We start from the raw sequence: 13614 nt of genomic DNA, 5'->3' as shown, positions 1-13614 counted from the left end.
TTATTAAAGAATTTGATATTGAACAAAATACGGTTAAGCGATTTCCACTTGACCTACCGAATGGTAAGCGCGATTGAAATACACCAAACTTTCATCCTGTTGACTTTGCTGAATTGCGACCACACGGCACATAAAAACACTATGTGTGCCGACTGCTTGAATTTGCTCAATCTGACAATCAAAACTCACCAAAGCATCCTTTAAAATAGGCGCTCCCGTTTCTAATTCAGTCCAAGCGGCATGGTTAAAGCGCTCTTCAGCCGTCATTTTCGATGAAAATGCTTTGGACAGGTCTTCATGCTGTGCGCCCAAAACATTCACGGTGAGAATCTTATTTTCAACAAAATGCGCATGGGAACTCGATGCTTGATTCATACAGACCAGCAAGGTCGGCGGCGTATCGGTAACACTGCACACAGCAGAGGCAGTGAATCCATAACGGCCAGACTTTCCTGCTGTCGTCACAACATTGACTGCGCTGGTGAGCAAAGACATTGCGTTTTTAAAGTCTGTTGATTGAATCATGATGCTGTTCCAAAATTAAAGCGTCGTTTTTTGTGATATCACCTGATTATGCAAGTTCATCACACAGGCATATCACCTGAATGTGTTCCGAGTAGAAAATGAGGCAACTTCAGATTTGAAGTCAGGGTTACTGTAAATTTAATCAATTCAATTAAATCCAATGCAACCCTGCACATTTTAAGAGTGGTGCGTACTAATCCTAAAGTTAGGCGGTTAGTTCTTGACGAATAATTTTTGCGCCCGCACTCAAGGCATTCAGTTTGCCTCTTGCCACTTCGCGTGACAAGGGCGCCATACCGCAGTTGGTCGAAGGATAAAGCTTATCGGCATCGACAAACTGAAGCGCTTTGCGCAAAGTATTGGCCACCTCTTCAGCGGTTTCAATCTGATTAGTTGCAACGTCAATTGCACCGACCATAACTTTTTTACCGCGAATCAGTTCAATCAAATCCATAGGCACACGTGAATTTTGACATTCAAGTGAAATGATATCAATCTTGGATTGCTGCAGTTTAGGGAAAGCTTCTTCGTATTGGCGCCATTCTGAACCTAAGGTCTTTTTCCAGTCTGTATTGGCTTTGATACCGTAGCCATAGCAGATATGCACCGCAGTTTCACATTTCAGACCTTCAAGCGCCCGCTCCAAAGTTGCAACGCCCCAGTCATTCACTTCATCAAAAAACACATTAAAGGCAGGCTCATCAAACTGGATAATGTCTACACCAGCGGCTTCTAATTCCAAGGCTTCCTGATTAAGAATTTTGGCAAATTCCCAGGCCAATTTTTCACGGCTTTTGTAATGACCGTCATATAAAGTGTCAATCATAGTCATTGGGCCAGGCAACGCCCATTTGATCGGCTGTGTAGTCTGGCTGCGTAAAAACTCCGCATCTTCAACAAAGACAGGCTTTTGACGGCTGACTGCCCCCACCACACTCGGCACACTCGCATCATAACGGTTACGGATACGCACCGTTTCACGCTTTTCAAAATCAACACCATCCAAATGCTCAATGAATGTTGTTACGAAATGCTGGCGGGTTTGCTCACCATCGCTGACAATATCAATGCCGGCGTGCTGCTGTTCTTGCAAAGATAAACGCAAAGCATCTTGCTTCGCTTCAAGCAGTTGCTCACCTTCCAGTTTCCAAGGTGACCAAAGTTTTTCCGGTTCTGCCAGCCAAGATGGTTTCGGTAAGCTGCCTGCTGTTGATGTTGGGAGTAAAATGGCCATGTCTAATCTTCTATCTCAATCTTTTGTAAAACGATATGCTTTAAAACGGTGTTCTTTAATCTATTCGGTGAATCAAGCAGCGTGTTCTTGCTTTGTATTTTCAGCAGCAAAATTTGCGGCCCATTGTTCAAGGATGTCTTTGTACGGCTTGATAAAGTTTTCTTCCGTCCATTTGCCTTGTTTTACCGCCAATTGACTGCGTTCTACACGGTCGTAAACAATACGGGTCAATGAAAAATCCTGAAAATTCAAGCTTGGCTGGTAAACCAAACCTGCAACTGAATTGGTATTGTAAATTTCAGGACGGTAAATTTTTTGGAAGCTTTCCATGGTGCTGATCGCACTGATCAATTCAAAATCGGTATAGTCAGTCAGTAAGTTGTTTGCTGAATAGAATGCCAATGGCGCAGTTGCATTTTCAGGTTTGAAATAGCGGACGCTTAGACCCATTTTTTTGAAATAGTCATCGGTACGTGAATATTCATCATTTTTATATTCCACACCAAGCACTGGGTGAACATTTGCTGTACGGTAATAGGTTTTTGAAGTCGAAACGCTCAGGCAAATCACAGGTTGTTTTTTAAATTCCGCTTTAAAAACTTCTGAATTGACTAAATGCTGATAGAGCTTGCCATGTAAATCACCAAAGTTTTCAGGCTTTTCATTGGTTTTAAAACCAAGCTCTGGCAATACCACGCTGAAATCATAATCACGTACATAAGAAGAAAAGCTGTTGCCGATCATGCCTTCTATGCGTTCATTGGTTTTATGATCAATAATGGTACTTTTCAAGGTTTCAATAAAAGGAAAGGTCTTGCCATTTCCTTCGACATCAAGCTCTGCTGAAATGATGTCAATTTCAAGTGAATAGCGGTCAGCATTTGGATTGTCACAACTCGCCAAAGTGTTAAAGCGGTTGTTAATCATCGCCAAAGTTCTGCGTAAGTTTTCTTGGCGATGTTCACCACGTGCCAAATTGGCAAAGTTTGTTGTAAGGCGTGTGTTGTCAGCAGGTTGATAGTTTTCATCGAAACGCACGCTTTTAATCGAACAAGTAAATTCCTGACTCATTGTGATGCACCCTAAATTTTTTGAGAGAAGTTAAAATTTCTGAATGCATATATTTATAGCCGAACAACTAGATGAATAAAAATGATTTAATCTAAAGTTAAGATGAATAAAATTCACTAATTGAATTTCATCGCATCAACGCTGGATATTCATTAGGAAAGCTGGCTAGCAGATCTTTGATACATTAATTCTAATAACCCTAAATAAAATTATTGAGAATACTTTTCTAATTTCTTTTTATATACATAAAATACAACAATTTATAAAAAATAAAACTGAGTAATAATTAAATAATTCCTGTAGAAATTTGACAGTTAAGCGCCTCAATCAAATTCTATATTTGGCTTAAAAATTCATCACTAAGGCATTTTATTTTGCTATTGGGGCAAGAACATCAGTTATTTTATAAAACCTGTGAAGTGCTCAAAATGAATGAAACTCATTTTAAACTTAGAAAATCTCAAGATATTCATCCTTATTCATTCTACCTAAATGGTGAAAACATGAGAGATCTAAGGCTAACATTTACTGATAGACGCCCATCCTAACTAAACCGTTGAGGATCCTAGCTAAAAATTTCTAAGCTGCCTACATGGCAGTGAACTTTCACCAGTCCCTGTAGATTCTTCAGTTGTTTTTCTAAGCTGCCTACATGGCAGTGAACAAGACGCGACATTTAAAAATACACTATATTTCTTTCTAAGCTGCCTACATGGCAGTGAACAAGCAAGAAAATATTTCATTGTTATCTCCAGTTTTCTAAGCTGCCTACATGGCAGTGAACATATCATTTTCTTCACCCTGACCAGGATCATCTTTCTAAGCTGCCTACATGGCAGTGAACCAAGCGGTGCTTTGCGCCAGTCTTCGGGTGATTTTCTAAGCTGCCTACATGGCAGTGAACTGAAAGTTTAAAAAATGAATTTCGCCTCAAAATTTCTAAGCTGCCTACATGGCAGTGAACACACCTGAATCTGAAACAGAACCTTTGTTATTTTTCTAAGCTGCCTACATGGCAGTGAAACGTTTAACTTTTCTAAGCTGCCTACATGGCAGTGAACCCTTCGGCATCTTCTGCATGTAAAGCATTTGTTTTCTAAGCTGCCTACATGGCAGTGAACGTATTTACAGTGTCATTATTAAAATTTGGATCTTTCTAAGCTGCCTACATGGCAGTGAACACCACCTGATTTACACCGTATGACTCAGCAGTTTTCTAAGCTGCCTACATGGCAGTGAACGGTGGGGAAAGCAAACCGTCATCAATCCAGCATTTCTAAGCTGCCTACATGGCAGTGAACGTTAGTTCATAGCAAAAAAATAAAGCTATAACAGTGGCTTAACCCTTAAAATCTATAAAAGACCCAAGTTTCAAACCACCATCATAACCTATTGATTTTATTATACTGTTAAAGAGTAGAAAAATATTGGGTTAAAATTCGGGTACAGATGAGGTCAAACTTAAACCATAAGTGCTAAAAACCTGAGATTCAGATTTTGTCGCAGATTGCTTTTCAATAAACAATTTAAAACGCTTTTCATCCTCAGCTGTCGAATTGCTTAAACTTTTCAGCTCTATATAAGGTAGTGCCGTTGTAGTCACTACATTGCTATAACGAGCCAATGCTTCATCAAAACCAATATCACCACGTTTTACACGATGGCGCGCTAAACGTTGAGCATTGGTTTTCACTTGTTTACGTTTATAGATTGCATAGCCTTTAATCTCTTTAGGTACTTCTCGAATAGAAGAAGTAATATGTACATAATCTTCTAAACGTTCTAGCCATTTTCGTATATCTAATTTTTTCAAATCAGATTCAGACGATGCAAATAAGCGTAATTTCTTCCCTAAATTAATGTTTGCTTTTTGGTTTCCTACTTTTTCTTCAAAAATATACTGAGGAAAAGCAACACCAATATTGACCTTATTATTGGCATCTTTAAGTTCAGCTAAAGCAATATGCAACTGTGTATAAAGCTTTGTCCAAATGAAATACGGGGAAATTTCAGCTTGATCAATCAGCGTAATTTCCTGATAAAATTTCATACTTAAGCATCCTTTCCACTTTGCCCAAAGACGCCACCCCGTACTAAAACAGCCATGACATAATGTTCCTGTTCAGCATTTTCTAAAGTTTCACCTAGAGCGTATTTATCAAATAAAGTGAAAAAATCCTTTTTATCTTTAGGTGTGCGATAAGCTTTCCCTAAATTCGTTACAGCACCATAAGGTTCTATGGCGATTGCAGTATTTTTATTATCAAATTCAGGATACCAAGTATCAATTGTACGCAAAGCATTACCTATTTTTTGCGAGTGCATTGCGGCGACTTCATTAACCTGATAAAGAATTTTACTCTTTGCACCCTTACCTTTATCTAGTACCAATTCTTCACTTGGATAAACTTCTTGAGCTTTACCGACCAAGGCATAAGCTTCTATCTTGATCAAAAGATAAGGCATTTCGCCTCTAAGTGCTTGTGCGATTTGATCAGCTAAACCTTGTACTTTTTCATCTGCATTTTCAAATTGGTGTAATGGGTAATCTAAGGCATTAAAAGTTATCGTTTCTTGACCATTCACTTGCACCACAACTTCAATTTTTTCAGCACCTACACGGTTGCGCCATAAAAAACGTGCATTGGCAATATTGAATGCATAGCGTTTTGCGAGTTCTGTAAAACCATATTTTTCAATGTAGTTTTTAGCAGTAGTTTGATAAGAATCTAAAAAGGTTTCATTATTACAAGCAGATAGATTCTCTATTCCGCCTAAGACTTTCAACGTGAATGCTACTTTTAAAGTATCCTGATTTTTAGCTAAAGCACATGCATCTACCGTTTGTAAATTTGCTTTTTCAACTTCAGCATTTAATTTAAGTGGATCACCTGCGACTGCTGGTTTTAGACGGTTTGAAATCGTACCGCGAACAGATTTTGCAATCAGTTTTAAAGCAGCCTTTTCAGCGCGGTTTTCCCAGCTTGTCCCATAAAAATATCCATCAGATGGAACGAGTTTCTTTTCAAATGCAAGTACACTTGCAACTGCTTTTTCATTTTTAGCCATGAGTTTTATTCCCTTTTCAATATCAAGTTAGTTTGTTTTAAAGTTTTGGCAAAGATACAAATTATTTTCAAGATCAACATGATATTGCCATAAAAGTTGATCAATACTTTCTATACGGTATGGCATTTTAAATTCGCCCAACGTCAACACACTTTCAGCAAAGCGATGTGGTGTAACTGAGTCACGCTGATTTTTTGCTTGTGCCAACTCTGAAATGCCTTGAAATCCCACTGCAATTGGAACTAGCCAACCTTGAATTTTTCGTTGAGAAGTCCATGTAACCTTGTCATCATTATCGACCACTGAACGATGCGTCACTTTTAAATAATCCAATACCGCGTCTAAGGCATCTTTGCCTTCATTCATACTTTCAATGACGAGATCACGACGTTCAATTAGGACATGCCCAAGCATCAGTTTATTGAGAATTGGACGTAGTTCCTTATCTACATTTCCATCTTCATCAAAAACCAAAATTTCACATTTTTTGACTGACAGTACATCTCCGCTTGCAAACTTCATACTGTTTACACATTGATTCACCAAATTTAAAAAGGCTTCTTTTTCATCAGGGTCTGTATTTTCAATTTCAATTAAAAGAGAAACTTCCAAATGACAACGCGCTTCTTCAATAAATGCGGGACGATTGCCATCTTTATCTAAAGGATTGGCTGTGCCAACAATCGAATGTACAAAATCTCCTTGCCCTTTATAAGTTTGTAAATCAAACTCATGGCAACTAATCGCAACTTTAGTTAGCTCAATATCATAATTTTTCGCATTTAATTTACGTTGAATAGCATGGATAGCACCCAACCAAGCGGTCATTGCAGGAAATCCAATGGTATAAGGACTACTCATTGCATTTGCATTGTGAATTTTAAGATGCGGAATCAATAAAAAAAATCGCATTAAAAAAACTCCTTCGCTTGTTGTAATGATTTTTCTACATGCTGTTTAACATCAATCAATTCATCTGTTCCAAGTTTAAAAGCATCGGCAATGACTTTTTCATAACTCAATAGAATCCATCGTGCGATCTCTCGACTCACATCGTTGCGCCATTCATCATCTTCACGTTGTTTCATATAAATTTGATCTAACCAAATACGTTGTAATTTGGGTAACCCGATGTAGTAATCCTGATTTGACCAACCATCTTCGTAATATTCGCGGATTGTTAAAGCTTTTAATAGCACTTGATCAATAACATATTTGATAATATTTTGAATTGCATTTCGAATATCAATATTATTCAAATCCAACTGCATAAACTTGTGCAATTGAACAAAACTTTCCTGAAAATTCTTTCGGTATAAACTTTGTGTGAAATAATCAGTTTTCGGTAGTCGAATTGAACGCTTCTCCAAAATGGGTGGATAACTTGGTAACAAATAAGAAATCCCCTTATTTCTTACATTTAAGTAACTATAATTTCCCATTTTTAGGAAGTCGCCATGACTAAACCCTATTTCAGTGATTCCAAAAATCTCACTAAAACCACCTTCTAAAAATTTATTATCTTTTTTAAATGTTCTTGCATGTTGTTTATCTATCCATATATCCATATCATCAATACGATTCTTTAATTCATACATCAGCATTGATGCTGTTTTTACAGACAATAAATGGTATTGATCTTGCTGAATTGGAAAATAAACTTGTCGAATAGAACCATGTGTTTGATTTACAGATTTCTCACCATAATAAACTTTTAAGCATTTTTCTTGGACATAATCAAAGTCACCATTCAATTGATGTATAAGTTTTTTCAAAGATTCATCATTGCTTTCAAATTTATGGATAAGTTTTTGATCAGCTTCCACAACACTATCTAATAACTCATACAATTCGAAAACGATGGTATTGGTCGCAGAATTACCAGATACATCTACTTTATTTTTTAAATGCACATTCCCCGTTCGCAAATATCCATCATTTCTAAAATGACCCAAAAATATTTGAGCTGTATCTGTATCAATTTTTGCATTGGTAAATTTTGCAGGATGAGTCGTAACATTCGGTTTTATTTTGCGAATAATATTTTCAAGCCAAGTGTCTAAATTATACTTTTCATCCGCTTCAAATTGATTTTCTGCTCTTACTTTTAAACGATCCTCGTCTGTAACTTCCTTCTTTTTACTTAATTTTGAGTTGATTTTAGCTTGCAAAAAATCTTCTTTTTTTGCTTCTAAGAAATTAACAATAAAATCTCTCATTTATCCCTCTTAGCCTTTATTTAAAACCACTAAGCCAAATTGTTCTGAATATATCAAATGTTTATTCTCATCATATTCAGGCAACATTATTTCCCCATAACGCTTTGAAAGTTTTTCTATCTTTGCTTCAATATCTTCATTTTCAGCAAGTTTTTCAACTGCCATACGACGCAGAATGTCGTAATAATTCCGATCTAACCACAATCTTTGCGTTTCAAGTTCATTTAATTCCACAGGTGTGATCTGATAAAAACCACTACGGTCGATATAATCGCCCAAATTATTTTTTTCACAAAATGTAAGCTTGTCATTTCGCCAAGTTGCAAAGAGTTGAATATTTGGGGAACTTTGCCTGAACGGGTTAAAGCGTTGTGGCAAAGCCGTTAAAAACCAATATTGTGTCAACCAAGCATTTAACGGTTTTGCGCCTTTATTCGAATATGCAGTCAATGCATCTGCCATGACAGCATGTTCTAAATCTGCAAGTTTCTTAGTTGCTTGCAAAGGTTGATTAGCTTGAATACGTGGAATTGCATTAATTCCAACATCTAAAATATTTTGATCTAATAATTGCTTTAAATCTTTGCTTTCTAACCTAAAATTACCTTTATCAGAATTCACTTCAAAACCGGGTTTTTCAAAAGCCACTTTGGCATTTTTTAAACCCCTTAAATTATATTGCATCAAAGCAATATTGGGTTTTTCAATATCTTGTGTCAATTTTCGATGACGTAACACACGACCTGCTAACTGAATAATAGAGCGATAAGATGATGGCTCGACAATCGCCCAATCAAAATCGTGATCTCGCCCAACTTCTTCTACAGGTGTCGCAACTAAAATAAAGATGACATGTTCATCATCGGTTGAATCTAAATGCTGACGAATAATGCCATGATTGTCTTTATCTAAAAATGACTTGGGCTGTTCACCTTGTTTTTCTTTACGTTTTAACACTTCATCTAAATGTCGCTCTTGTTCACTTCGTAATAACAATACCTGACGGCTATGATATGCCATCACTCGTGGTGAAATATTTTCAGACCATTCAGCGTTGAGCAAATAACGAGTTAAACCGACACATGGCGGAATATTGGCTACTCGAATCACGCCAAAAGAAACTTTCTTACCTGTTTTAGCATCCACTGTGTGGTGATCTAAGTGTAACTGTTCAATATGTTGCTTAATTCTTTCAAAATATTGATTTTGCAAACTTTCATCTAAACGATCTACAGGCTTGGAGGAAACTAAATCTTCACATTCAATAATATAGGTCTTATGTTTAATGACTTGTTGTGCCAAAGCATAAGCACGGGTTTTCACAAATTTATCATGTGCATAATGATAACTCGGAATAATTTGTGTTTTATCATTCACTTCAATCATCTGAATTTGCGTTTTGAACTCATCCACCCACATTGAAACGACATCAGCGTGTTTTAATTTTTTAAAAGCACTATACAGCGCCCAACCATGTTGATATGCATTAAAAAAACCTTCAGCCAATGCAGGTGGAATGGTGGCAGAAGAAATCATCACTTTGCGACCCAACATCCCTGCTAAATGCACTAAACGAGCGATTGCAATTAAATCCTGCCCCCCAAAATCATCTACTTCATCAATGACCAAATCTGAAGATGACAATCTCAAGCTAGGTAAAATATATTTTCCACCACGCTTAGTTTCAGTTGCAGAAATGATATGGTCTATCGTACAAGCTAAAACAGGCTTATATAAAAATGCTTTGTTGCGCTCTGCCTGATTTTCAGGAAACAGGACATTCATAAAATCTGCTTGAGGCATGGACTCATAATCCAATTCATTTCCCAAAAGTTCCTCTAAAGATTCTGAACCGATCTCTTCAATATTTATTTCGTCTTCTTGCTGTTTCATATTATTTTTATGGTGCAACTCTTGTACGGCTTTCGAACCGATCAATACCGTAAGTTCATCATTGCCCAAACCTGTATCATTGCGATATGAATCACCTGTTTGAAGCGTGAGCGTGCGTAAACCCAAAGCTAACACATAACGTAAGGACTGATCTTTAGACAAGGCTTGCATAATTTTGGCATTGGCAATGGTTTTTCCCTTGCCTGTACTTGCCATATTGACAATAAACCAACCTTGTTCAGATGCACCATCATGCTTTTGAATAAAATTTTGAATACCTTTAACGGCTTGATCTTGCCATTCAAATCCATCAGAACTTTTCTTTTTCAGTTTCTGGATATCATAAGCAGGCTCCATCTCATCAGCCAATCGGCTTAATGATTGCGCTACACGCAATGCTGTATCACTCACATGCACCAAATGTTCATCCAAATATTGCTTAGCTAGCTTGGTTTTGGGATCGGTATTTGCAATCAGCGTTAAATCAGTTTTCCAATCTTTATCAGCATTACATGATGAATAATAATGATCACCCAGCATTAAACATAGGCGAGCATGATGTAAAATGACTCGCCAACTGCCGTCCGCAATAATTTGTGGAACATGTTCAGATTGTTGCTGTAAGCGTGTCGCCCATTTCTTGATTTCCTTTGTCCATTTTAAGGACTTGGTCAATAAGCCTTGTTCAAACTGAAAACACAGTTTTAAGCGTTGCTGATATTCTTTTTCATCGAACTTATTTTGATAGCCCCAATCGATTTTTATACTTTTTAATAAACTCGACAGCGTATCTTTATTGATACTCGCATATTCTTTACGGCGGGGTTCTTCTCGTAAATCAGGCAGTCGATGATGTGAAACGATTAGCCAAGCCACCAATTGTGCTAAAGGTGGAAGTTGATCTAAAGCTTTGGATTGATCAAGATTTTGGTTAACGGTTTGCTTTAAGGTATTTTCATCCCACTTTTGTTGATTCAACAGGTTTAACCATGCATCATCAGACTCAATATTGCCTGATGATTGTACTAGGGCATTGAGCAATAAACAGGAAATCCACTCATGTCGAATTGGGTCACCTTTGAATTGATTATTTTTATCTAATAACTTTTGCTGAAATAAAACAGTTGCTTTGCCCCAATCATGCAATAAAGCAGACACGGCAACCAATGCTTTAATCAAAGGTAAATAGTGCCAATCATTTTCCCACTTATTCTGATCTAATTTTTTCTTTGTACTGTTTACAGGAACAACACCCACACTATTAAACTTATTCCTATTCCCAACCACCCACAACAACTCACTTCTACGTCGTCCTCGTATCCAATGACAACTCACTGCCGTACTCTTAGTCACGGTTTTACGTAGTAGCTTTTTCACCGCAATCAAACCATCTTCCGTGATCACAGTCTGCCAAGTGTTATCCCCAATACGATCAGCAAATGCATCTAAAACACGGCGTGTACGAGGAATGGCTTTCTTTTCACATTGGCTCACGAAGGTCACAATCATAATGCTTCTCCATCTACATCATGATTTTTGCAAGCTTGCAATTTGACATTATCAAACATCTCATCGAGACATTTATGCTCGGTAAATTTCTGCAAAATCTGCTGACGAAACTCTTGCTCAGACATCTTTTCCTTTGCGCAAATAAAAGCATAAGGCAGAACCACAGCATCCTTAATTAAATCAGCAATATCAAAAACTAAAGCCCCACGACGGGTTTTACCATGCATCACAGCAAAACCATGCGGAATCCCTAAAACCCAAAGGGTTGTTGCACCAAGCCCATAAGCCAAATAGTTACCATGATTGAGAAAATCATTGGCTAAATCGCCTTGTTCAGGGTTACGGCTGAAATCCTTCAAACCTGTTCGCGTGAATGCAATTCTATAGAGTTGTTTGGTCGTAGCAGCTTCGGCAAGCAGTAGATCACCGACTTGTTTTAAATGCGGAATTTTATTTTCAAAACCTTCTAAAGCATTTTGAATATCCAAATCATCGCTATGAAAACCATATTCTTTTAAATCACGATCCTTCGCCCAAATTTTGCGGATAAATTCGATTCGAGCCAACTGAAATTGCTTTGCGACCTCCAACCGTTTGGCATCATCAAACCAAAATTGCATCCACCCCTGCATATATTCAGTAGGTCGGTACTCACTTTGCGGTGTCAACCATTCAATTTCACTTCCCATAAATAAGGGCGTTCCACCACCACCTGTAAAGCCCACCAAAACCCCAGCACTTGCAAGCATCCGCATTGCAGCTTGAGTAATGGATGTACCTGTTCCAAGCATGATTACAGTAGTATTGGCTATCGGAATATTCCAGTATTGATTTTCATTTTTTGCTTCGGTGAAATATAAGACCCGCCCATCTTTTTGCATGACACGGCAATGCTCAAGATAATAAAGATTGGCTCTTTTAGAATAAAGAATGGCTTTTAAGTCAGACGGATTCAGTTGTTCCATTTTTATTTATATTCGGAAGTTGTTTTTTTCATTATAAGAAATTCAACGACTTATGCAATTCCACTAAAACAGTATCACGTCAATTTATGACGCATACATTTTTGCAATGTATCGCTTTAGAATTCCTAGTAAAGGCTTTAGTAGAATAACTGCAAAATATTTAGTGCAAAATAAGCCGAAAAACTTACAACAATTAATTCCAAAAAAACAAAAAACCCACTTTTTAAGTGGGTTTTAATGTGTTGAAATATCAACGAATCTTGGTAGGTATATCCGATACCAAACAAATTCATAACACACTGTTTTTTAATATATTTAAAACATTTAAATCAATATGATACACGCTGTGATACAAAAAACCACATGCTATAAACAATTCAATTATTAGAACCCTAATCAAGTATAATATATAACTTATATACTTTTAAATACATTTGACTATTAATATTACAAAGAGTACTTACACAGGTAAACATAATTTTTAGTAAAAATTTTAGTCAAATAAGAATAGTGCAATTTCATAAAATACTGTAACTTAAAGATACTAATCCTAAATTATATAAGGCGTCTGATGGGATTCATCGTAAAACTACTTGATTCAGGAAATTACTTTACCGCAGGTGAAGATGACATGGATACTACTCCTTCTAGAGAAGAAGCTGTAGCTAATGGGCAATTTACACACTATGAAGAAGCAAAAGAAACAGCAGAATACTGGTCTGGACAAATGGTACTAGGTGTAGATTACATCATTGAATCAGTCTAATGATCGTGGAGTAGTGATGAAAGACGAAGAATTAAGAAAACTTTATACAATTGAAGCATTTTTAAAACATGGTGATCTACCCAAAACTATGCGTGATGATTGGACACCTAGTTTTGGGATTGAACAAGGCAAATATGGTATTAAAGATGACGATAAAACTCATGCCTATATCAGCCTAAACGGTAGGCTGAAAAAGACAAAATGCGACTTTATTCAAAATAAGGCTTTAGCTGAAAAGCTTCTAAAACATGTAGAGGTAAAACTAAAAAAACTTTATCCAAGTATTACATTAAATATTAGAACGGTTGAATCTAGAGAGGCTTTGTTGCATAAACATTCAAAAGCTGAGTTCTCCCCAATCCA

The 13614-nt window shown here is 36.9% G+C and carries 11 protein-coding genes and 1 CRISPR repeat array; of the genes, 2 read left to right on the top strand and 9 right to left on the bottom strand.

The window, feature by feature from the left end; translation table 11 throughout:
* Positions 1-33 precede the first annotated feature (33 nt).
* The 9 genes from OKC24_RS08625 to cas1f form a co-directional block, all read right to left on the bottom strand.
* Positions 34-525 carry a flavin reductase gene (locus OKC24_RS08625; RefSeq protein ID WP_130145903.1) on the bottom strand — a complete coding sequence of 164 codons (492 nt, stop codon included), beginning with the start codon at positions 523-525 and terminating at the stop codon, positions 34-36.
* A 205-nt stretch (positions 526-730) separates the two neighbouring features.
* Positions 731-1759: a methionine synthase gene (locus OKC24_RS08620; RefSeq protein WP_131276426.1), complete on the bottom strand. Its 1029-nt coding sequence runs from the start codon at positions 1757-1759 to the stop codon at positions 731-733.
* Positions 1760-1831: 72 nt separating this feature from the next.
* Positions 1832-2830 (bottom strand): putative oxygenase MesX, encoded by a 999-nt coding sequence (locus OKC24_RS08615; protein ID WP_130145899.1) that lies wholly within the window; start codon positions 2828-2830, stop codon positions 1832-1834.
* 576 nt (positions 2831-3406) lie between these two features.
* Positions 3407-4131: direct repeats of the CRISPR family, unit length 28 nt; unit sequence TTTCTAAGCTGCCTACATGGCAGTGAAC.
* 131 nt (positions 4132-4262) lie between these two features.
* Complete coding sequence (gene cas6f / locus OKC24_RS08610; RefSeq protein WP_130145897.1) at positions 4263-4880, bottom strand: type I-F CRISPR-associated endoribonuclease Cas6/Csy4; 618 nt, start codon at positions 4878-4880, stop codon at positions 4263-4265.
* A gap of 2 nt (positions 4881-4882) precedes the next feature.
* The gene (csy3, locus tag OKC24_RS08605) at positions 4883-5899 is read right to left on the bottom strand and encodes a type I-F CRISPR-associated protein Csy3 (RefSeq protein WP_265464972.1); all 1017 of its coding nucleotides are present in this window, start codon (positions 5897-5899) and stop codon (positions 4883-4885) included.
* A gap of 27 nt (positions 5900-5926) precedes the next feature.
* A complete protein-coding gene (gene csy2, locus OKC24_RS08600; RefSeq protein ID WP_130145893.1) occupies positions 5927-6811 on the bottom strand; it encodes a type I-F CRISPR-associated protein Csy2 in 885 nt (294 codons plus the stop codon).
* Positions 6811-8118, bottom strand: a complete 1308-nt coding sequence (locus OKC24_RS08595) for a type I-F CRISPR-associated protein Csy1 (protein WP_130145891.1) — start codon at positions 8116-8118, stop codon at positions 6811-6813. The genes csy2 and OKC24_RS08595 overlap by 1 nt, the downstream gene beginning before the upstream one ends.
* A gap of 9 nt (positions 8119-8127) precedes the next feature.
* Positions 8128-11520, bottom strand: coding sequence for a type I-F CRISPR-associated helicase Cas3f (gene cas3f / locus OKC24_RS08590; protein ID WP_131276428.1), 3393 nt, complete (start codon positions 11518-11520; stop codon positions 8128-8130).
* Positions 11517-12485: a type I-F CRISPR-associated endonuclease Cas1f gene (cas1f, locus tag OKC24_RS08585; protein ID WP_131276430.1), complete on the bottom strand. Its 969-nt coding sequence runs from the start codon at positions 12483-12485 to the stop codon at positions 11517-11519. Before cas1f ends, cas3f begins: the two co-directional genes overlap by 4 nt.
* Positions 12486-13056: 571 nt before the next feature.
* On the opposite strand from cas1f, the gene OKC24_RS08580 reads away from it, so the two are divergent.
* Both OKC24_RS08580 and OKC24_RS08575 read left to right on the top strand, forming a co-directional pair.
* Positions 13057-13251 (top strand): hypothetical protein, encoded by a 195-nt coding sequence (locus OKC24_RS08580; RefSeq protein ID WP_125281773.1) that lies wholly within the window; start codon positions 13057-13059, stop codon positions 13249-13251.
* Positions 13252-13267: 16 nt separating this feature from the next.
* Positions 13268-13614: hypothetical protein (locus OKC24_RS08575; protein ID WP_265464971.1), on the top strand; the 347-nt coding region annotated here is incomplete at its 3' end.

This window comes from Acinetobacter entericus, from assembly GCF_026168575.1.
GTDB lineage: Bacteria > Pseudomonadota > Gammaproteobacteria > Pseudomonadales > Moraxellaceae > Acinetobacter > Acinetobacter bouvetii.
The sequence above is the reverse complement of the archived record's forward strand: the minus strand, read 5'-3'. Positions and strand labels throughout refer to the sequence as shown.